This window comes from Mycobacterium sp. EPa45 (assembly GCF_001021385.1).
In the GTDB taxonomy this organism is placed as follows: Bacteria; Actinomycetota; Actinomycetes; order Mycobacteriales; family Mycobacteriaceae; genus Mycobacterium.
This window is the reverse complement of the sequence record NZ_CP011773.1, coordinates 1435069-1456142: the sequence shown is the minus strand read 5'-3', so window position 1 is coordinate 1456142 and position 21074 is coordinate 1435069. Positions and strand designations below refer to the sequence as shown.

Below are 21074 nucleotides of genomic sequence, written 5' to 3'. Positions count from 1 at the left end.
CCATGATGGCAGTATGTCGTCGACCGTGGCGCTCAGCCCGAAGGAACGCCTCGAGGTGTTGTTCGAGGAGCTTGCGGAGCTGGCCGGTCAGCGCAATGCGATCGACGGGCGCATCGTGGAACTCGTCGCCGAGCTGGAGCACGGCAATCTCTGCGGCATGACCGGTGCACGTTCCGTCGCCGCGGTAGTGGCTTGGAAGTTGGGCACTTCATCGACCACCGCCAAGACGATTTCTGCTGTGGCGCACCGACTTCCCGAGTTCCCGCTTTGCACCCAAGCGCTGCGTGAGGGACGGCTGTCGGTGGATCAGGTCGGCGTCATCGCCGAACGAGCCGCCGACGGCTCCGATGAGCACTACGCACAGCTGGCCTCTGTTGCGACAGTCAGCCAGCTGCGCAAAGCCATCAAGCTCGAACCCCGGCCACCCAAGCCTGGTCCGCAACCCGACCCGCCACGATCAGTGCGCAAAACCGTTCGCGACGAGTCCACCACGTGGCGTATCACCGTGCCCGCCGACGAGGCCGCGACAGTCGAGGCTGCACTACAGTCTCACCACGACAGTCTCATCGCCGAATACCAGCGCGAGCACGAGACGGCGGAAACCCCGCCGCCACTGCCGAATACAGTGGACGCGTTCATGAGCCTGGTCGAGGCCGGCTGGGACGCCGACGTGGTGCAACGGCCGCACGGGCAACGCACCACGGTGGTCATGCATGTCGATGTCGAGCAGCGGATTGCTGCGCTCCATTTGGGCCCACTGCTGTCCGATGCCGACCGCCAATACCTGACCTGCGACGCCACCTGTGAAGTCTGGTTCGAACGCGACGGCCAACCGATCGGCGCCGGTCGCACCACCCGGACCATCAACCGGCGGCTCCGCCGCGCGCTCGAACATCGCGACGCCACATGCGCGGTCCCCGGCTGCGGCGCAACACGCGGACTGCACGCCCATCACATCCAGCACTGGGAAAACGGCGGGCCCACCGAATTGCACAACCTGGTGCTGTTGTGTCCGTATCACCACCGGGCACACCACCGCGGCGACATCACCATCAGCGGACCCGCCCATCAGCTGACCGTCACCGACAGCGATGGCGAACCACTCACGTCACAGTCGCTAGCGCGCCCGCCGAACAACCCACCACCGGATGTCCCGCCGTGTCCGGGGCCGATCGGCGAACGCGCCCAATGGAAGTGGTACCACCCCTTCGAACCACAACCGCCGCCTGACAACTAGCGTCTGAGCAGTAACGGCAGGACGGGCTTTATGAGGTGTGGAGACAGCCGCTCGACGATGGCCGGTGCCACTGCTGCCAGCTCGGCACTGGGCTCGACGGCAACGGCGATGCAGCGCATTCCGGCCGCGAGGGCGCCGCGCACACCCGGTACCGAGTCTTCGAAGACCACGATCTGCTCTGGCGCACAATCTAATTGGCTAGCGCCAGCCAGGAAGCCTTCCGGATCCGGCTTCCCGCGGGCGACGTCTTCCTCGGTGACGACCACCCGGATCAGCTCACCGACCGGGCTGCTTTCCAGGACGGCACGGACGTCGTCGCGCTGCGCCCCGGTAACGATGGCCATCGGCACATCGTGGTCAGCCAGCAGCTGCACCAGCCGCACCGTGTCGGGCCGGATCGGGTTGTCGTCGGCGACGAGTTCGCGGTAGCGGCGCTTGCGTAGTTCGAGCAACTGGTCGATGTCGAGCCCTTCGGCGCCGGCCATCTCCAGCGCTTTCTCGACGATCTCGCGGTCGCTGTGGCCCAACAGATGCTGGTCATAATCCTGCTGCGTCATCGACCAGTCCAGATGCTCGGCGAACAGCTCGCTGAAGATGCGGAACAACACCGGCTCGTCGTCGGACAGCGTTCCGTTGAAGTCGAAGATCACCGCAGGCCGCCGGGCACCCGCCCAGTCGCTGATTATCTCGCGGGCCAGACGGGCATCCTGATATGACGGCACGGCCGAACATTAGCGCCGCCACAAGTCAATAGTCTAGTCTTTTAGGCGCGACACATTTACTCTCTGCGCAAGGATGCATCATGCCGTTCAATTCCGATCCGGAACTGGACGCGCTGCTGGATCAACTGCCGGCATTGGCCGGGCAACCGCGCGAACTCGAGGAACTTTCCGGCGGTCTGACCAACCGCAACATCAAGATCACAACTCCGGCAGGCATTTACGTCGCTCGCTGCAGCATCAATGCCACCAGCCTGCTCGGCATCGACCGCGACAACGAGTACTACAACAGCAAGGCTGCCCAGCAGGCCGGCGTCGGGGCACCGGTGATCGACTACCGACCCGATCTCGGCATCCTGCTGGTCGGCTTCCTCGAGGGCAACACCTTGACCAACACCGACCTGCAGCGTCCCGACGTGCTGGCCCGCGTCGCCGAGGGTTGCCGCACACTGCACGCCGGTCCACGGTTCCGCGACCGCTTCAACATGTTCGAGCGCCAACCCGCTTATTTGAAGGTGGTTCAGGAGCGCGGGTTCCTGATACCGACCGACTATATGTACTTCACACGCGAGTTCCAGGCGGTGAAGCGCATTCTCGGGCCCGACGAACACGTGACCGTTCCGTGTAACAACGACCTGCTAGCCGGCAATTTCGTCGACAACGGCAGCAAGGTCTGGCTGATCGACTACGAGTACTCCGGGAACAACGACCCCTGTTTCGAACTCGGCAACATCTGGGCCGAGTGCGGGTTGTCCACGGACCAGCTCGACGAATTGGTCAGCCTGTACTACGGCCGCCGGTTGCGGCACAAGACCGCACGGGCCCGCCTGCAGGGCATCATCGGCAAGTACGGCTGGACTTTGTGGGGCTGTATCCAAAATGGCATCAGCACATTGGATTTCGATTTCTGGGAATGGGCGATGGAACGCTACGAATCCGCGGTCGCCGAATTCCGCGGACCCGATTTCCCGCGCCTGCTCGCTGATGCCCAGGCACCCGACTGACGACGGATAGGAACCCATAGGAACCCATGTCGCTCCCATCATTGCCCGACCGCGCCCAGATCGTCATCATCGGCGGCGGCGTCATCGGCACCAGCGTCGCCTACCACCTCACCAAGCTGGGCCGCACCGATGTCGTGTTGCTCGAGCAGGGTCAGCTGTCGTGCGGAACCACCTGGCACGCAGCCGGTTTGGTCGGCCAGCTCCGCGCGTCGGAAAGTGGCACCAGGCTGGTGCAGTACTCCACCTCGCTGTACGCCGAGCTGGAGGCCGAGACGGGATTGAGCGCCGGCTACAAGCAGTGCGGCGGGGTGACGGTGGCCCGCAGCGAAGACCGGATGACCCAGCTGCGCCGCACGGCGGCGAACGCGGCGGCGTACCAGCTCGACTGCGAACTCCTCAGCCCCGATGAGGCTGTCGAACGCTACCCGGTGATGCGGGTCGACGATCTGGTGGGCGCCATCTGGTTGCCCGCCGACGGCAAGGCCAATCCGACCGACCTGACAATGGCGTTGGCAAAAGGTGCGCGCCAGCGCGGTGCCAAGGTATTCGAACACGTCCGCGTGCTCGACGTCCTGACCGCCGGCGACCGGGTGACCGGTGTGCGCACCGATGCCGGTGACATCGAGGCCGAAATCGTCGTCAACTGCGCCGGGCAGTGGGCCAAAGCCATTGGCGCACTGGCCGGGGTGAACGTGCCGCTGTATTCGGCCGAGCACTTCTATGTGGTCACCGAAACCATCGCCGGTGTGCACCCCGACCTTCCGATCCTGCGAGATCCCGACGGCTACACCTACTTCAAGGAGGAAGTCGGCGGGTTGGTCATCGGTGGCTTCGAGCCGGAGGCCAAGCCGTGGGTGGCGCCCGACAAGATCCCCTACCCCTTCGAGTTCCAGCTGCTCGACGAGGACTGGGAGCACTTCGAGATTCTGATGGACAACGCGCTGCTGCGGATTCCGGCACTGGAGCACACCGGGCTGAAGAAGCTGTACAACGGCCCGGAGAGTTTCACCCCGGACAATCAGTTCATCCTCGGCGAGGCACCCGAGTGCTCGAACTTCTTCGTCGGCGCGGGATTCAACTCGGTGGGCATCGCCTCGGCCGGCGGCGCCGGACGCGCGCTGGCCGAGTGGATCGTCAACGGCTCCCCCACCACCGATCTCACCGGCGTCGACATCCGGCGCTTCGCCCCGTTCAACGGCAACGTGGCCTGGTTACACGACCGGGTGGCCGAGGTTCTCGGCGTGCACTACGAAATCCCCTGGCCCAACCGCGAGCTGACGACGGCACGACCGTTCCGACGCTCCCCGGTGCACCATTTGCTCGCCGCAGCGAACGCGAACTTCGGCAGCCGGATGGGTTGGGAGCGCGCCAATTTCTTCGCTCCGCCGGGCAGCGAGCCGGTCATCGAATACTCGTGGGGCAAGCAGAACTGGCTGCCCTGGTCGGCGGCCGAGCAGATCAACACCCGAACCGCGGTCACGGTCTTCGACCAGACGTCGTTCTCCAAGTACGTGCTCGCCGGTCCGGGAGCCGAGGCGGCACTGCAGTGGCTGTGCAGCGCGGATGTGGCTGTGCCGGTTGGCAAGTCGGTGTACACCGGCATGCTCAACGAACGCGGCACCTACGAGTCGGACGTCACCGTCACCCGCACCGGCCCACAGGAATACCTGATCGTCAGCAGCGCGGCCACCACCGAGCGCGACAAGGACCACATCCGCAAGAACATGCCGCCCGGGGCGCACGCCGAACTCGTCGACGTCACATCGTCGATGGCGGTGTTCGGCGTGATGGGCCCGAAGTCGCGAGAGTTGCTCAGCGAGCTCACCGACGCCGACCTGTCCGATGCCGCGTTCCCGTTCGGCACCAGCCAGATGATCTCACTGGGCTATGCCACGGTGCGGGCGACGCGTATCACCTACGTCGGTGAACTGGGTTGGGAGCTCTACGTTCCCACCGAGTTCGCAGTGGGTGTCTACGAGGACCTCGTGGCTACCGGTGAGAGCTTCGGCATCGCCCGCGGCGGTTACTACGCGATCGAGTCGATGCGGCTGGAGAAGGGTTATCGGGCGTTCGGCCGGGAACTCACCCCCAACGACAGTCCGGTCGAGGCCGGTCTGCTGTTCGCCTGCAAACTCTCCTCCGACATCGACTTCCTCGGCCGCGCGGCGGTGGAGAAAATGAAGGCCGAAGGCGCGCGTAAGCGGCTGGTGAGCTTCGCCGTCGACTCGGCCGAGCCGATGCTGTGGGGTGGCGAGCTGATCCTGCGCGACGGCGCCATCGCCGGGCAGGTCAGCTCGGCGGCATGGGGCGCCACCACCGGCGCGTGCGTCGGGCTGGGTTATGTCCGGGCGCCCGACCACGCCGTCGTCACAGCTGACTGGGTGCGGGCCGGTTCCTACGCCGTCAACGTCGGCGGCGAGACCTACCCGATCACGGTGTCGCTCAAGCCGATCTACGACCCGGCTAATCAGCGGGTGCGCTGAACGTCGCTATCGGCCTGAGCAGACTCAACATCACCAGCGGAATGCGCCGACTCGTGGACTGCTGATACGCGATGTAGGGCGGATACAGGTGGCACATGTACTCCCACACCTGATGCCGCTCATCGCCCTGCGGTTCGCGCCACGCGGCTTCGAAAGCCTCCGTTGCAATCTGCACCTCGAGCGTCTCGCTGGCCAGGACGTTCAGATACCACTCCGGATGACTGTCCGCGCCACCTTTCGACGCGACAATCACGACCTCACCGCCGGCATTGCCGTAGATCAACGGCTTGATGTAGTGCTGACCCGACTTGCGTCCGGTGTAGCGGAGCAGGCAGTGGGTAGTGAACGTGCGACCACCCACCTCGCTCAAGTCGAGGACATGTCCGCGCGTCCCGCCGGATTCCAGATAGGTCGCAAGGTGTTGCGCCGCCCAGGCGGCACGGTCAGCGCGTATTGCAGCAGCGTCGGAGTCGGCCATCAGTGCGCGAAGTGTTCCTGTGTGAAGTGACCCTCGGGCTGGATCGCGTCGAGGTGGCCGAGCACGGCGTTGAGGTCCGCCCACAGCGAGCGGGCCAGATCGGCGGAGAAGCCTTCACGGACCACCACGCGCAGGACCGAGATGTTCTCCGCGCCATCAGGCATGGTGTAGGCGGGCACCTGCCAGCCGTAGGAGCGCAGCGCTGCTGACACGTCGAACTCGGTGTAGCCGAGGTCACCCTTGAGCCGGAACGCCACCACCGGGATCGCCGAGCCGTCCGAGATCACCTCGAAGTGCTGACAAGCCTCCAGCTGGTCGGACAGCCACCGTGCCGTCCCGGAAAGGCATTGCATCACATGGGTATAACCGGCCCGGCCCAGCCGCAGGAAGTTGTAGTACTGGCCGACCACCTGATTGCCGGGCCGGGAGAAGTTCAGCGTGAAGGTCGGCATGTCACCGCCGAGGTAGTTGACCCGGAACACCAGCTCTTCTGGTAGGCAATCGGCGTTGCGCCACACCACGAATCCGATGCCCGGATAGGTCAGCCCGTACTTGTGGCCGCTGACGTTGATCGACGCCACGCGCGGTAACCGGAAGTCCCACTTGATGTCCGGGTGCAGGAACGGCACCACGAAGCCGCCGCTGGCCGCGTCGACGTGGACCGGGATGTCGAGTCCCTTCTCCTTCTGCAGTTTGTCCAGGGCCGCACAGATGTCGGCGATCGGCTCCAGTTCACCGGTGTAGGTGGTGCCCAGGATGCCCACGACACCGATGGTGTCCTCGTCGACGTAGTCAAGGACCTGCTCGGGGGTGATGACGTAGCGGTCTTCGGCCATCGGCAGGTAGCGCGGCTCGACCTCGAAGTAACGGCAGAACTTCTCCCACACCACCTGCACGTTGGAGCCCATCACCAGGTTGGGGGTGCGGGTTTTCCACTTATCCCCGACCCGGGCCTTCCAGCGCCACTTCAGGGCCAACCCGCCGAGCATCACCGCCTCCGACGACCCGATGGTGGAGACCCCGACCGCGGTGGCGGCATCGTCGTCACGAAGGTTCTCGGCGTGGAACAGATCGGCAACCATTGCCACACAGCGTGATTCGATGGCCGCGGTGGCTGGGTATTCGTCCTTGTCGATCATATTCTTGTCGAACGTCTCGGCCATCAGCTTCTCGGCCTCGGGGTCCATCCAGGTGGTGACGAACGTAGCGAGGTTGAGCCGAGAGCTGCCGTCGAGCATCAGCTCGTCGTGGATGAATCGGTATGCCGCAGTGGGTTCCATCGCTTCGTCGGGCAGCCTCAGCGACGGGATCGGGTCGGTGGACAGACGTCCGGTGTATGCCGGTGCGATCGACGGGGATCGGTATTTGACGTGGGGCACGGGCGTCCTTTCTACAGTTCTGCGATGGCTTGACGGATATGGGCGAGGATGCGCGACGCCGACGTGGGCACCGGGGACGGGCCGGGATCGGCAGCAGAGGCGTTGGCGGCGCGGGCGTGCACGAACGCCGCTGACGCCGCCGCCTCCGCGGGTGGCAGTCCAGACGCCAGCAGCCCACCGATCATGCCGGACAACACGTCGCCGGAGCCGGCGGTTGCCGCCCACGACCCGCCGGCCGGGTTGAGGTACACCGTGCCGGACGGCTCCGCAATGACCGTGACGTTGCCCTTGAGGAGGACCGTGGCGCCGAAGGCCTCGGCCAGCCTGCGGGTGGCGGCGACCCGGTCCTCGCCGGGCGGACCGCCGGCCAGCCGGGCGAACTCGCCGGCATGCGGGGTCAGCACCGTCGGCGCTGCCCGCCCGGCCACCAGGTCGGGCTGCGTCGAGAGGATGGTCAGAGCGTCGGCGTCGACCACCACCGGAAGATCTGAACTGAGCGCGAAATGCAATGCGGCAAAACCGTTCTCGTCGGTACCGAGGCCGGGTCCGACGACCCAGGATTGCACCCGTCCGGCGGCGTGCGGGTTCGGCGCGGCCACCACCTCCGGCCAGTGTGACACGACCTCGGCTGCGGCGGATCCCGCGTAGCGCTTCATGCCCGAGGTCGTGGCCACCGCGGCACCCGTGCACAGGATCGCCGCCCCGGGGTAGGTGGACGAACCGGCCAAGATGCCGGTCACGCCTTGGGAGTACTTGTCGTCGCGCACACCGGGCAACGGCCAGCGTGCCTTCACGTCGGGGGCTTCCATGCCCAGCACATCGGTACGTGGCAGGTCCAGGCCGATGTCGACGAGTTCGACGCGACCGCAGTCGGCCAGCGCATGAACGGGTTTGAGGCCACCGAAGGTGACGGTGACCGCGGCGTGCACCGCCGGCCCGGTGATCGCTCCGGTCTGCACGTCGATGCCGCTGGGGATGTCGACGGCCACCACCGGAATGCCGGCGTCGTCGACGGCGGCGAACAGTTCGGCGGCCGCCGGGCGCAGAGGGCCGCTGCCGGAGATGCCGACGACTCCGTCGATCACGAGATCGGTCGACGGCGGCACGGCGGGCACCACCCGGCCACCGGCGGAGCGGAACGCCGTCAACGCCTTGGCATGGGTGTGTTCGGGGTTGAGTAGCACGGCTGTTGCGGCCGCACCGCGGCGCCGCAGCAAGGTCACCGCCCACAGCGCGTCACCGCCGTTGTCACCCGAGCCGACCACCGCACACAGCTGACGACCGGTCACCGCGCCGGTGCGCGCCCGCAGTTCCCGGGCGATCGCGGTGGCTAAACCGTAGGCGGCACGGCGCATCAGCACACCATCGGGCAGGCTCGCCAGCAAGGGCGCCTCGGCGGCGCGAATCGCGTCGGCGGTGTAGTAGTGCCGCATCGGCACCAAGGTTACGTGCTCAATCGCGGATAGCAGCCAAGTCCGCGTGGGTATTCACGCTCATGACCGATCAGCAGTTACTGAATGAGCTCCTGGAAGTCGAACAGGCCGGGTGGCAATCGCTGTGTGAGTCCACCGGCGATCGCTTCTACGGCGACCTGATGACCGAGGACGCGGTAATGGTGTTGGCCAACGGTTCGGTGATGGACCGCGCTGCCGTCACCTCGGCGCTCGGCCAGGCTCCGCCGTGGACGAGTTTCGAGCTGTCCGATCCCCGGGTCGTCGCCGCGGGCGCCGACACGGCGGCACTGGTGTACGTCGGCACGGCCCGGCGCGACGGTGCCGAGGAACCGTTCGTCGGAGCCATGTCGTCGGTGTATCACCGCGTCGACGGCAGGTGGCGGCTCGTGCTGTATCAGCAGACCGCCGTCGTCACTCGACCGTGACGGACTTGGCGAGATTGCGGGGCTTGTCGACGTCGAAGCCGCGAGCCCGGGCCACCGCGGCCGCGAACACCTGCAGCGGGACGGTGGACAGCAGCGGCTGGAAAAGCGTTGACACCGCGGGTATTTCGAAGATGTAGTCGGCGTACGGGCGCACGGTGTCATCGCCGTCCTCGGCGATCACGATCGTGACCGCGCCGCGGGCCTGGATTTCGCGGATGTTGCTCAGCAACTTGGCGTGCAGGGTCGCCGCGTTCTTCGGTGACGGCATCACCACGATCACGGGTAGGCCGTCTTCGATCAGCGCGATCGGTCCGTGCTTGAGCTCGCCGGCCGCGAAGCCCTCGGCGTGCATGTACGCCAATTCCTTGAGCTTGAGCGCACCCTCGAGCGCCACCGGATAGCCGACGTGGCGGCCCAGGAACAGCACCGTCGGCGACGACGCGAACTGCTGACCCAACGCCGTGATGGGCTCGAGGTGTTCGAGCACCCGGGTGACCTGGTCGGGCATCGACTCCAACTCGTGATACTCGCGCTCGACCTCATCGGGGTACTTGGTGCCCCGGGCCTGCGCCAGCGCGAGGCCGACGAGATAGTTCGCGGCGATCTGGGCCAGGAAGGTCTTCGTGGCCGCCACCCCGATCTCGGGCCCGGCGCGGGTGTAGAGCACCGCGTCCGCCTCACGCGGGATCTGGCTGCCGTTGGTGTTGCAGATCGCCAGCACCTTGGCCTTCTGGCTCTTGGCGTGCCGGACGGCCTCCAGGGTGTCGGCGGTCTCGCCGGACTGGGAGATCGCGATCACCAGGGTGCCGCGGTCCAAGACGGGATCGCGGTATCTGAACTCACTGGCGAGTTCTACCTCCACCGGCAGGCGGGTCCAATGCTCGATGGCGTACTTGGCCAGTAGCCCGGAGTGGAATGCCGTGCCGCAGGCGACGATGAAGACCTTGTCGACCTCGCGCAGTTCCTGATCGGACAGGCGCTGCTCGTCGAGCACGATGCGGCCGTCGATGAAATGGCCGAGCAGGGTGTCGGCGACGGCCGCCGGCTGCTCCGCGATCTCCTTGAGCATGAAGTAGTCGTAGCCGCCCTTCTCAGCGGCTGACAGATCCCAGTCGATGTGAAATTCGCGGGCGTTCGCGGTGTCGTCGACCCCGTCGAAGTCGGTGATCGAATAGCCCTCGGCGGTGATCACCACCGCCTGGTCCTGGCCCAACTCGACAGCGTCGCGGGTGAACTCGATGAACGCCGCGACGTCGGAGCCGATGAACATCTCGCCGTCGCCGATGCCGACGACCAGGGGGGTGGACCGACGGGCGGCGATGATCGTGCCGGGATCGTCGGCGTGGGCGAACACCAGCGTGAAATGGCCCTCGAGCCGCCGCAGCACCGCCAGCACAGACGCCTCGAAGTCACCCGCGGTCGGGCCCTGGCGGTACGCCTGGGCGACCAGGTGAACAGCCACCTCGCTGTCGGTGTCGCTGGCGAACTCCACACCGTCGGCCTCCAGCTCGTGGCGCAGGGTGGCGAAGTTCTCGATGATCCCGTTGTGCACGACGGCGAACTTGCCGGCCGCGTCGCGGTGCGGATGGGCGTTGCGGTCGGTCGGGCGGCCGTGGGTGGCCCACCGGGTGTGGCCCATTCCTGCGGTCCCGGTCAGCGCATCGGGGTCGGTTTCGGCCAGCGCCTCCTCGAGATTGGTCAGCCGGCCGGCCCGGCGACGCACGGTCAAGCCGCCGTCGCCGTCCAGCAGGGCGACCCCGGATGAGTCGTAGCCGCGGTATTCCATGCGCCGCAGTGCATCGACCACGACACCGCGGGCAGGACGATGCCCGACGTAGGCCACGATTCCGCACATGTTGATCCAGGGTAGTGCAGCATCCGGGGTTCAACCGAGTCCGCTAGGTTCAAGGGGTGGCCCGGACACGCAAGCTCTTCGCGGCGCTGACACGCCGCGGTCCGCATCAGGTTCTGCGCGGTGACCTGGCCTTTGCCGGGTTACCCGGCATCGTCTACACCCCGGCGTCGGGATTCAATCTGCCAGGTGTGGCCTTCGGCCACGATTGGCTCACAGATGTCGACCACTACGTGAAGACGTTGGAACATCTCGCGTCATGGGGCATCGTCGCGGCCGCCCCGAACACCGAGCGCGGATTCGCGCCGTCGGTGCTGAATCTTTCGGTCGACCTGGGCACCACCCTCGACATCATCAGCGGCGTGCGGCTGGGCCCCGGTGAGATCAGCGTGCACCCCACCAAACTGGGCCTGGCCGGACACGGCTTCGGTGGCTCGGCCGCGGTCTTCGCCGCGGCGGGCCTGGCCGGGGCGGCGTCGGGCGCCCCCAAGGCGGTCGCAGCGCTTTTCCCGACGGTGACCAAGCCCGAGGCTGAGCAGCCGGCGGCGTCGCTGAAAGTGCCCGGCCTGGTGCTCAGTGCGCCCGATGATCTGCATTCGCTGCGCACCGATGCCATTCACCTGGCCGAGGCCTGGAAGGGATCGGTGCTGCGCATCGTCAGTAAGGCCGAGTCGTCCGGGCTGGCCGAGAAGCGTCGATTCGCCAAGGTGCTGGGCATGCCGGGGTCGGACAGAAAGACGCAGAAGACGGCGCGTGCTCTGCTGACCGGCTTCCTGCTGTTCCACCTGACCGGCGACAAGACCTATCGAGAGTTCGCCGATCCAGAGGCGGTGCTGCCCAAGACCGAATTGCCCGATCCCGACGCCGAGCCGGTGACCCCGGAGCAACAGTTCGTCGCGCTGCTGAAGTAGCCACCCTCGCCCAACCAACTGGTTGGTGATTTACTTTGCGAATGCGCACCGGGATATTTCTGGACTATTCGGGCGGCTTCCGCGAGGCCGTCGAGCACATCGTCGTGTTGGAGAAAGCCGGGGTCGACATCGCCCTCGTCGCCGAGGCCTACTCGTACGACGCGGTCAGCCAGCTCGGCTATCTGGCCGCGAAGACCTCGACGATCGAGCTGGGCTCGGGCGTCTTCCCGATCTACACCCGGACGCCGACGCTGCTGGCGATGACCGCGGCCGGCCTGGACTTCGTGTCCGACGGTCGCTTCCGGCTCGGCATCGGCACGTCCGGCCCGCAGGTGGTGGAGGGATTTCACGGAGTGCCGTTCGACGCGCCACTGGGCCGCACCCGCGAAGTCGTCGATATCTGCCGGCAGGTCTGGCGCCGTGAACGCGTCCAGCACCAGGGTCGCAACTATCAGATCCCTCTGCCCGCCGACCGGGGAACCGGATTGGGCAAGCCGCTGCAGTTGATCAATCACCCTGTCCGCGAACGGATTCCGATCACCATCGCCGCACTCGGCCCCAAGAACGTCGAGCTGACGGCCGAGATCGCCGAGGGCTGGCAGCCGGTGTTCTTCTACCCGGAGAAGGCCGATGACGTCTGGGGTGACGCGTTGCGGGCCGGAAAGGCCAAGCGTGACAGCGCACTTGGTGAATTAGACGTGATGGTCGGCGTGTCACTGGCCATCGGCGACGATGTCGAGGAACGCCTGAACTGGGCCAAGCCGCACCTGGCGCTCTACATCGGCGGAATGGGCGCTCGAGGCCAGAACTTCTACCACAAGCTGGCGACTCGCTACGGGTACGGCGAGGTGGCCGACCACATCCAAGACCTGTTCCTGTCCGGCCGCAAGGCCGAGGCGATCGCCGCGGTGCCTGACGAGCTGGTGCGCGCGGTGAACCTGATCGGCCCGCGCGGATTCGTCAAGGAACGCATCGCCGCGTTCGCCCAGGCCGGCGTCACCACACTGTTGGCCACGCCCACCACAACCGACGCCGGTGAATACATCAGCTGGGTCGAGGAATTGCGGCAGCTACTGCCCTGACGACCGGTGGGTGTGCGGCCCGTTGCTCGTCGGCCGGACGCAGCAGCCGGCGACGGGATGCCGGCACAAGGGGCCGTTCACGCTCGGTCACTGGCCGACCTGCGGAAGTTCGTCGGCGGCGATCTCACACGGCGTCTGCCCATCGGGCTGCTCGGCAACCGGCGGCGGTGGGACTGGTGCCGTCACCGGTTCGGGTGGCGGGGGCGGTGGCGGCGGCTCGGCTTCGGGTGCCTCTGCGTCCGGGGCAAGCATTTCTTCGGTCGCCACCTCCTCGGGGATGGGTTCCTCGGCAGCCGGATCGTGTTCGGATGCAGGCTCTTCCACGACGTCCACATTGTCGGGATCGTTTTTGGCGACAGAGTCTTCGGCCTCCGGCATGTCATTGGCTACCGCATCATCCGGCATGGAGTCGAACAGCCCACCGAGCGCGTCGGCGATCTGCCCCACCAGCCCGGACAGGCCACCGCCGACATCAGGCATGGTCGGCATGGCCGGTATGCCGGCAGACGCGGGTGTATCGAGAGCCGGCGGTCCGGCAAGCGGGGGTGGCGGAAGTGGTTGAGCCGGAGCGGGATCCGCGGCCGACAGTGGCACCGTCGGTTCAGGTACGGTGACCGGCGGGGGAAGGAGGGGCACGGCGGCCGGCGACGTGACCGGCGCAGGCGCAGGCGGCGGCGCAGGCGGCGGCGCAGGCGCAGCGGAAGGAGGCGGCGAACCGAAGGCGCCGGGCACCTCGAAATAGACCGTCGCAGCGGCATTCAACTGCCGCAGCGCGTCCTCGTAGGCGGCTGACACCGACGACGTCGCCGATCGCATCGCAGTGAGCCAGTCGATGCGGATGTCGGCGTCAACGTACGGGACGATCTGGTGGGTGACGACCTCCGCTCCCCCGCCGGACACCGTCGCCGCCGCGGCCAGCCATACCGGCCGCTCGCCGGCGCGACGGTCGTCGATCGATACCGCAGCACCGACCTTCTCGTCGACCAGCCGGCTCAGACCATCACGCAGTGCTTCACACGCCGCGGCTGCGGCACGCAGTGCGCCCGCCAACGCCAACCCTGCCGCACAATGGCGGTCGACGAATTCGATTGCCATAGAGCCGGACTCACCGTCCCATGCCGCCGTCAGGGCTGCCAGCCCATCTCTCGACGCGCGCACGGCGTCGTCGGCGGCGGCCGATGCAGCGCGCAGCGCCGCACAGTCGGCATCGAGCTGGGTCAAGTCCAGGCCGTCCTCATTGCCGAACCACTCGACGATCTGCGCCGGGTGCGCAGTCAAATCCGGATGCTGATAGCCGACGGCATGGCACGCGGTCACGTAGGTCTGCGTGTTGGTCACCGACGGCCGCCCCGCCGCGAGCCGTGCAGCGACGTCCAGGGTCATCGGATCACCGCCCGTAGTTCGGCGTCACCGTAGCGGTCGGCGGTGACTCGTAGCGCGTCGGCCACCCGCACTGCCGCCCGCGACCACTGCGCCATCCCGGCCGTCAGACGCTCAAGCTCGGCACGGACCGCGTCGCCGTGAGCACCATGCGCGCGCCCCGCCACATTGCGGTCGAACTGCAAGCGGCTCAGCTGCGCACGCAATGCACCGTCGAGTATCCCAGCGGTGGCGTCGAAACGTTGCGCGGCAACGCGTACCCCAGCGCAGTCCACACGCGTGTTACCCATATTCGGGTATGACGCACAAAACGCCGAACCGGTTCCAAAAAGTTCAGATCAGCCCGCGGCGCTGACCGATTCGGCGATCCGGACCGCCAGTTGCCGAGCGGTGTCCTCGTCGGCAGCCTCCACCATGACGCGGACCATCTGTTCAGTTCCCGACGGGCGCAACAGAATCCGTCCGGTGTCGCCGAGTTCGGCCTCGGCCTCGCGCACCGCGCTCTGCACCGCGGGCGCTTCGGCGACTGTCGCCTTGTCGGCGACCTGGACGTTGATGAGCACCTGCGGCACGGTCTGCATGGGTGCGGCCAGCTCGGCCAACGACCGGCCGGTCTGCGCCATCCGCGCCATCAGCCGCAGCCCGGTCGCGATGCCGTCCCCAGTGGTGCCCAGCGCTGGCATCACGATGTGGCCCGACTGCTCACCGCCAAGGCTGAACCCTCCGGCCCGTAGCTCCTCCAGGACATACCGATCCCCAACGCCGGTGATGCGCACCGCGATACCGGCCTCACGCATGGCGATGTGCAACCCGAGATTGCTCATCACCGTGGCCACCAGCGTCTCGGACGTCAGCTCACCGGCCTCGCGCATGGCCAGCGCCAAGATCACCATGATCGCGTCGCCGTCGACCACGCGCCCGGTCGCATCGACCGCCAGGCAGCGGTCCGCGTCACCGTCGTGCGCCAAGCCAAGGTCGGCACCGTGGGCCAACACGGCGGCCTGCACCTGCTCCAGATGCGTCGAGCCGCAGCCGTGGTTGATGTTCAGGCCGTCCGGATCGGCGTTGATCGCGATGACCCGGGCGCCGGCAGCGTGATAGGCGCGCGGAGCGGCCTGGAACGCCGCGCCGTTGGCGCAGTCGACCACCACGGTCAGGCCGTCCAACCGGACCGGCACCGCCGCACGCACGTGGTGCAGGTAGCGCTCCAAAGCGTCGCGGGCATCGAGTACGCGGCCGATGTCGGCGCCGACGGGCCGCAGCCCGGGACCCTGAGCCACGAGCTCTTCGATGCGGTCCTCGGCGTCGTCATCGAGCTTGTGGCCGCCGGAGCCGAAGATCTTGATGCCGTTGTCCGGCATGGCGTTGTGCGAGGCGGAGATCATCACACCGAAGTCTGCGCCGTATGACGCGGTCAGGTGCGCCACTGCCGGCGTGGGCAGCACACCGACGCGCAGCGCGTCCACACCCTCGCTGGTGACGCCGGCGATCACCGCCGCTTCGAGCATTTCGCCGCTGGCCCGCGGATCACGACCGATGACCGCGAACCGCCGCCCAGAGCTTGCCGAGACGGCGAGACGGCGAGCCGCCGCCGCTCCCAACGCCAGACCCAGCTCGGCAGTCAGTTCACGGTTGGCGACGCCCCGGACACCGTCAGTGCCGAACAGTCGACCCATGCGGACAAACCTCTCACATGTGGCCGCTCACGACACAACCAATGAGGTCAACCACCGTGTCGCCGCCAAACCGACACTGCTCCGAGACGCCCAACAGCGAACACTGCCCGCACCCGGTGCGGGTGCGGGCAGTGCGCAGCTTGTACGGGCTGACTATTGCCTACTGGCTGTCAGCGGTCGACGAGCCGGCCGAGGGCGCCGTCGGCGCGGGCACCGCGGTCGTGGTAGCCGACCCCATGCTGCCGTTGCCGTTGCCGTGGCCCTGACCCTGAGCGACCTCAGAGTTACCCGGCCCGTTCTGGGTGAAGGTGTAGCTCAGGCCACCGGTCACGCTGGCGCAAACCGGAAGCGTGGTGATCTGGTTGGTGTCGAGCTCACCCAGGCGCGACGCCAGGTCATCGCTGGGGCACACCGCCGTGGCGAGGCTCTCGGCGTTGGTCAGCGTCACATCTTGGATGATGCCCAGCTGCTGGCCGTTGACCGAAAGCGCGACGTTGACCTTGCCGTCGCTCACCACGGACTGAGCCTGGGGCTGAGGCGCCGGGGCCTCGGGAGCCGCGTTCGCGAGTCCGAAACCACCCGCGACGAGCAGCGAGCCACCCAAAACCGCACCAGCGGCCGTCTTCGTGAACGTGTTCATGTTCGCTCCTTTTCTTCTGCGTGATTGGCAGGGAATCAGAGCTGCGGGAGCATTCAACTCACCTCACAGCCCCGAAGGAGGACACCGACCCCCCGAAGGGTCCTGCTCCTACCTTGGGCAGCCGACGTTTCCGCCGGCCTCTTCAAGGCTTGCCGGAGCGGCATGTACTCAAACCATTTTTTAATAATTCTCTGCGGCACACCCGCTGAGCAGGCCACACGTGTGTGACCCAGGCCACAAACGACGCACCGGGCGCCTCCAGCGAAAAGCTGGGCGACGCCCGGTGGGCCGTTGCATAGGGACCCGGCAGATCAGCGCTTGCTGTACTGCGGCGCCTTGCGGGCCTTCTTGAGGCCGTACTTCTTGCGCTCGATGGCACGCGGGTCACGCGTGAGGAAGCCGGCCTTCTTCAGCGCCGGACGGTCCTCGGGCTGCACCAGGATCAGCGCGCGGGCGATCGCGAGGCGAAGCGCACCGGCCTGACCCGAGGGGCCACCGCCGTCGAGGTGGGCGAAGACGTCGAAGCTGTCCACCCGGTCGACAGTCACCAGCGGGGCCTTGATCAGCTGCTGGTGCACCTTGTTCGGGAAGTACGCCTCGAGGCTGCGGCCGTCGAGGTTGAACTGGCCGGTGCCCGGCACCAGCCGAACCCGCACCACGGCCTCCTTGCGGCGGCCGACGGTCTGGATCGGACGGTCGATGATCACCGGCGCGCGGGGCGTGCTCTCGGCAGCGGCCTCCGGGGCCTCGGTCACCTCGACCTCGGTCACCTCGACCTCGGTCACGTCTGTCGGTTCGCTCACTGGGCCACCTGCTTGATCTCGTACGGAATCGGCTGCTGGGCGGCGTGCGGATGATCCGGGCCCGCGTAGACCTTGAGCTTCTTCTGGATCTGCCGGCTCAGCTTGTTGTGCGGCAGCATCCCGATGATGGCCTTCTCGACCACGCGATCGGCATGCTTGGCCATCTCGTCGCCGAGCGTGCGCGCCCGCAAACCACCGGGGTAACCCGAGTGACGGTAGGCCATTTTGGTCTGCAGCTTGTCGCCACTGACGGCGATCTTGTCGGCATTGATGACGATGACGAAATCGCCACCGTCCACATTCGGCGTGAATGTCGGCTTGTGCTTGCCGCGCAACAGACTTGCTGCCGCGACGGCGAGCCGGCCGAGCACCACGTCGGTGGCGTCGATGACGTACCACGAACGCGTGGTGTCACCCGCCTTCGGCGTGTACGTAGGCACAGCGCTACCTTCTTTTCTTCTCGGATGAGCCCCGGTATGACCCGGGTGCCGGTCGGGACGCGACAGGTGGGGTTGCTTCTCGGCGACCAACACTGACCCGAGAACCCGGCTTACCCCGCGGACGAATCCGCGGCGTACCGCACGCCAACGTGGCAGCTTACCTGCGACGATGCGGGCCGGTCAAAACGCTCGTCCCCGCTCGTAGGCGATGTTGGCGACGGCCCGGACGTAGCGGGTGCCGGCGGCGTCGGTCATCGCGGCCTCGACGGTCGCCATCCGCCCCCCGACCCGGTCGGTGGTGGCCGTCAACGTGAGGGCTCGGCCGTCGACCGGAGGCGACCGGAAATAGTAAACGCTCAGGTCGGCCAGGGTGTAGCGGTCGCCGGGGCCGGTGTGGGCCTGGCCGGCCAGCGAGCAGGCCTGACCGATGATCGAGGCGATGACGCCGCCCTGGATGGCACCGAGCGGGTTGGCCATCCACGGCTGCGGCTCGACGGTCATCACGGGGTCATCGCCGGGCTCGACGGTCATGGCCAGCAGTTCGCACAGTGGCCCGCGGGCAATGTCGCCGCGGGCGATGGCGGTCAGGATGCGCCGGCCGTCCCAGTCCGGGTCGATGGCCGAGACGTCTGCGTCGATGTCCGGCGGCGCCGGCAGCTCGTCGGGTTCGACGACGACCCGCTTCTCCACGGCACGCAGCGCTTCGGTGGTGCGGCCGACCCGTACGGCGCGGGCAACCCCGGAGCAGACGACGTCATGGGAGCCGTTGGTGACCGTCATCGTCGCGGTGCCATGGGCGTCGTCGTGATGGGCCAGCACCGACACGGCGTGCAGGCGGTCCCCCACCTGCGGCCGGGCACCTGCGGTCAGCGCCAGCCAGGACTGCACGGTCGCGACCGGTTCGTCGAAGGAATACCAGTAGGCGCCGCTGGTCACCGATTCAGCCATCACCGCGTACGCCGGCATCTCGACCAGGCCGCGGTGGTCGACGAGCGCCGAACTCACCTGTTGCTGCAGGGAGATGCCGGCCTCGCTGACCCCGGTGAAGCCGACGCAGAAGGCCACTTGGGGTCCGTTAGGTGTGCTCATTACCCGGCATCTTGCCGCACGTCAGGACGCGAGGTCGAGCCCGGCGCCGATCAGCGCCAGACGGCTGAGCCCCTGCGGCAGGTTGCCGAACAGCGCGTCGATGGTGGACGCCAGTGCTCGAGTCGTTCCAGGTCCCGGCATCGCGCCGGCGCCAGGCATGGCATGCCTGATCGGCGAAAGTGGTTAGCAAATGGCCGGTTTCGGTGTCCAGCACGTGTCCGCCGTCGACGTAGAGCCCCCGCAGCGGCGCTAATCCGTGTGCTCTCCGACCCCGATCTGACGTCGAGTTCGGGGGCCTCCATCATCGCGGCATTCCGGCCCGCAAGGCCGGCAGACCAGCGAATAGCCTTGCCCGCAATGGGTACTTCGCCGTCATGGCGAAAATCGGATATTTCCTGTCTTCTGAGCAGTACCGCCCCAAGGAACTCGTCGATCAGGCCAAGCGCGCGGAGGCGGCCGGATTCGAAAGTCTGTGGATCTCGGACCATTTCCATCCGTGGAACGACGAACAGGGGCAGAGCGCGTTCGTCTGGGGCGTGATCGGCGCGCTGTCGGAAGCCACCTCGCTTCCGGTGTCGACGGCCGTGACCTGCCCGACGATACGGATCCACCCGGCGATCATCGCCCAAGCCGCCGCGACGGCCGCCGTGCAACTCGACGGAAAATTCGTGTTGGGCGTGGGCAGTGGTGAGGCCCTCAACGAACACATCCTCGGCGACCCGTGGCCGTCGGTCGGGGTTCGGCTCAAGATGCTCGAGGAGGCGGTCGAGGTGATCCGGCTGCTGCACCGCGGCGACGAGGTGAGCCATCACGGTGTGTATTACGAAGTGCAGGAGGCCCGCATCTACACCCGGCCCGAGCAGCCGGTGCCGATCTACGTCTCGGGTTTCGGGCCGCAGGCCGCCGAGCTGGCCGGCCGCATCGGCGACGGCTACGTGCTGGTGACGCCGGACGCCGATCTGGTGCAGACGTTCCGCACATCCGGCGGGGGTGACAAACCGGTGCAGGCGGGCATGAAGGTCGCCTGGGATCGCGACGCCGACACCGCGCTGGACATCGCGCACCGACTATGGGCCAACGACGGCCTGCCGGGGCAGAGCGCGCAGACTCTGCCGCGGCCCAAGGACTTTGCCGCGTTGATGGACCTGGTGCCGCGGGAGACGGTCGGCGAGTCGATCATCTGTGGACCGGACTCCGACAAGCACGCCGCGCGAGCGCGCAAGTACATCGACGCCGGGGTCGACGAGGTCTACGTCCAGCAGATCGCGCCGGACATGGACGGGTTCTTCGCCGCGTGGGAGAAAGAGGTGCTGCCGCAGCTGCGCGGATAAATCGCTTTCACGCTCGGCATGCGCTGTGGTCCGATTGGTCATGGCTGATATCTGGCCGCTGGCCGACCTACAGGTGGTGACACCGCGATTGGTGCTGCGCTACGTCAGCGACGAGTTGGGTGTGCAGCTGGCTACGTTGGCGGCCAAAGGCATTCACGATCCAGCCACCATGCCGTTCAGTGAGCCGTGGACGGATGTGCCCTCCCCGCAGCTGGAACGCAACAGCCTGCAGTTCTATTGGCGCAACCGCGCCGAGACGTCGGCGAACCGATGGAATCTCGATCTCGCCGTGCTGGTCGATGAGGTGGTTGTCGGCATGTGTTCGGTTCACGCCGAACACTTTCCGCAGAACCGCAGTCTGACCACCGGGTCCTGGCTGGGCCGCGCGTACCAGCGCCGGGGCATCGGCAAGGAGATGCGGCAGGCGGCACTGCACCTGATCTTCGCCGGCTTCGACGCCGATCTGGCCATCACCCGGGCCTGGCACGACAACACCGCCTCGCTGGCGGTGACACGTTCGCTGCCCTACACCGAGACGGGCACGACGGTGGAGACCCGCCGGGACCGCCCCGACACCATGGTCGGATTCGCCATGACGCAGGCCCGGTGGGCCACGATCCGCCGCGACGATATCCGGGGGGTCGGCGTCGAAGCGGTGCGCGCGCAACTGGAGACGGCGCGCTAGGCGCCG

At 67.1% G+C, this 21074-nt stretch carries 21 protein-coding genes; 8 read left to right on the top strand and 13 right to left on the bottom strand.

Features of this window, described 5'->3' with window-relative positions:
- Window positions 1–13: 13 nt before the first annotated feature.
- On the top strand, window positions 14–1237 hold the full coding sequence (locus AB431_RS06860; protein ID WP_047329300.1) for an HNH endonuclease signature motif containing protein: 1224 nt from the start codon (window positions 14–16) through the stop codon (window positions 1235–1237).
- Here the strand turns inward: AB431_RS06860 and AB431_RS06855 are convergent.
- Entirely contained in the window at window positions 1234–1959 is a 726-nt protein-coding gene (locus AB431_RS06855) for an HAD family phosphatase (protein ID WP_235435844.1), read from the bottom strand. The two genes, AB431_RS06860 and AB431_RS06855, sit on opposite strands and share 4 nt — an antisense overlap.
- An 80-nt stretch (window positions 1960–2039) precedes the next feature.
- On the opposite strand from AB431_RS06855, the gene AB431_RS06850 reads away from it, so the two are divergent.
- Together AB431_RS06850 and AB431_RS06845 are read left to right on the top strand one after the other, a co-directional pair.
- Window positions 2040–2960: a phosphotransferase gene (locus AB431_RS06850; protein WP_047329299.1), complete on the top strand. Its 921-nt coding sequence runs from the start codon at window positions 2040–2042 to the stop codon at window positions 2958–2960.
- A 26-nt stretch (window positions 2961–2986) separates the two neighbouring features.
- On the top strand, window positions 2987–5443 hold the full coding sequence (locus tag AB431_RS06845; RefSeq protein WP_047329298.1) for an FAD-dependent oxidoreductase: 2457 nt from the start codon (window positions 2987–2989) through the stop codon (window positions 5441–5443).
- Here AB431_RS06845 and AB431_RS06840 read toward each other — a convergent pair.
- Genes AB431_RS06840 through AB431_RS06830 form a run of 3 tightly spaced genes read right to left on the bottom strand, consistent with a single transcriptional unit; the run spans window position 5424 to window position 8733 of the window.
- Complete coding sequence (locus AB431_RS06840; protein WP_047329297.1) at window positions 5424–5921, bottom strand: nitroreductase/quinone reductase family protein; 498 nt, start codon at window positions 5919–5921, stop codon at window positions 5424–5426. The genes AB431_RS06845 and AB431_RS06840 overlap by 20 nt on opposite strands.
- A complete protein-coding gene (locus AB431_RS06835) occupies window positions 5921–7300 on the bottom strand; it encodes a glutamate decarboxylase (protein WP_047329296.1) in 1380 nt (459 codons plus the stop codon). Before AB431_RS06835 ends, AB431_RS06840 begins: the two co-directional genes overlap by 1 nt.
- 11 nt (window positions 7301–7311) lie before the next feature.
- The gene (locus AB431_RS06830) at window positions 7312–8733 is read right to left on the bottom strand and encodes an NAD(P)H-hydrate dehydratase (RefSeq protein WP_047329295.1); all 1422 of its coding nucleotides are present in this window, start codon (window positions 8731–8733) and stop codon (window positions 7312–7314) included.
- A 62-nt stretch (window positions 8734–8795) separates the two neighbouring features.
- Here AB431_RS06830 and AB431_RS06825 point away from each other — a divergent pair, with 62 nt between their 5' ends.
- Window positions 8796–9179: a nuclear transport factor 2 family protein gene (locus AB431_RS06825; protein WP_047329294.1), complete on the top strand. Its 384-nt coding sequence runs from the start codon at window positions 8796–8798 to the stop codon at window positions 9177–9179.
- On the opposite strand, the gene glmS is transcribed toward AB431_RS06825, so the two are convergent.
- A complete protein-coding gene (gene glmS / locus AB431_RS06820) occupies window positions 9166–11034 on the bottom strand; it encodes a glutamine--fructose-6-phosphate transaminase (isomerizing) (protein WP_047329293.1) in 1869 nt (622 codons plus the stop codon). The two genes, AB431_RS06825 and glmS, sit on opposite strands and share 14 nt — an antisense overlap.
- A 56-nt stretch (window positions 11035–11090) precedes the next feature.
- Between glmS and AB431_RS06815 the strand changes: the two genes are divergently transcribed.
- Together AB431_RS06815 and AB431_RS06810 are read left to right on the top strand one after the other, a co-directional pair.
- Window positions 11091–11942: a dienelactone hydrolase family protein gene (locus AB431_RS06815; protein ID WP_047329292.1), complete on the top strand. Its 852-nt coding sequence runs from the start codon at window positions 11091–11093 to the stop codon at window positions 11940–11942.
- A 41-nt stretch (window positions 11943–11983) separates the two neighbouring features.
- Window positions 11984–13024: an LLM class F420-dependent oxidoreductase gene (locus AB431_RS06810; RefSeq protein WP_047329291.1), complete on the top strand. Its 1041-nt coding sequence runs from the start codon at window positions 11984–11986 to the stop codon at window positions 13022–13024.
- Window positions 13025–13111: 87 nt separating this feature from the next.
- Here the strand turns inward: AB431_RS06810 and AB431_RS06805 are convergent, their stop codons facing one another.
- The 8 genes from AB431_RS06805 to AB431_RS30770 all read right to left on the bottom strand — a co-directional run bounded on the left by AB431_RS06805 (window position 13112) and on the right by AB431_RS30770 (window position 19211).
- Window positions 13112–14407, bottom strand: a complete 1296-nt coding sequence (locus AB431_RS06805; protein ID WP_047329290.1) for a hypothetical protein — start codon at window positions 14405–14407, stop codon at window positions 13112–13114.
- Window positions 14404–14694, bottom strand: a complete 291-nt coding sequence (locus AB431_RS06800) for a type VII secretion target (protein ID WP_047329289.1) — start codon at window positions 14692–14694, stop codon at window positions 14404–14406. Before AB431_RS06800 ends, AB431_RS06805 begins: the two co-directional genes overlap by 4 nt.
- 48 nt (window positions 14695–14742) lie before the next feature.
- Entirely contained in the window at window positions 14743–16080 is a 1338-nt protein-coding gene (gene glmM / locus AB431_RS06795; RefSeq protein ID WP_047329288.1) for a phosphoglucosamine mutase, read from the bottom strand.
- A gap of 160 nt (window positions 16081–16240) precedes the next feature.
- On the bottom strand, window positions 16241–16720 hold the full coding sequence (locus AB431_RS06790; RefSeq protein WP_047329287.1) for a hypothetical protein: 480 nt from the start codon (window positions 16718–16720) through the stop codon (window positions 16241–16243).
- 311 nt (window positions 16721–17031) lie between these two features.
- The gene (gene rpsI, locus AB431_RS06785; RefSeq protein ID WP_082135868.1) at window positions 17032–17505 is read right to left on the bottom strand and encodes a 30S ribosomal protein S9; all 474 of its coding nucleotides are present in this window, start codon (window positions 17503–17505) and stop codon (window positions 17032–17034) included.
- Between the two features lie 14 nt (window positions 17506–17519).
- A complete protein-coding gene (gene rplM, locus AB431_RS06780) occupies window positions 17520–17963 on the bottom strand; it encodes a 50S ribosomal protein L13 (protein ID WP_047329285.1) in 444 nt (147 codons plus the stop codon).
- A 180-nt stretch (window positions 17964–18143) separates the two neighbouring features.
- On the bottom strand, window positions 18144–19052 hold the full coding sequence (locus tag AB431_RS06775) for a PaaI family thioesterase (protein WP_047329284.1): 909 nt from the start codon (window positions 19050–19052) through the stop codon (window positions 18144–18146).
- Between the two features lie 21 nt (window positions 19053–19073).
- Window positions 19074–19211, bottom strand: coding sequence for a hypothetical protein (locus AB431_RS30770; protein WP_158423524.1), 138 nt, complete (start codon window positions 19209–19211; stop codon window positions 19074–19076).
- Window positions 19212–19426: 215 nt separating this feature from the next.
- Here AB431_RS30770 and AB431_RS06770 point away from each other — a divergent pair, with 215 nt between their 5' ends.
- The gene (locus tag AB431_RS06770) at window positions 19427–20383 is read left to right on the top strand and encodes a TIGR03557 family F420-dependent LLM class oxidoreductase (protein WP_047329283.1); all 957 of its coding nucleotides are present in this window, start codon (window positions 19427–19429) and stop codon (window positions 20381–20383) included.
- A gap of 40 nt (window positions 20384–20423) precedes the next feature.
- Window positions 20424–21068, top strand: coding sequence for a GNAT family N-acetyltransferase (locus tag AB431_RS06765; protein ID WP_047333159.1), 645 nt, complete (start codon window positions 20424–20426; stop codon window positions 21066–21068).
- The last annotated feature ends 6 nt before the right edge of the window (window positions 21069–21074 follow it).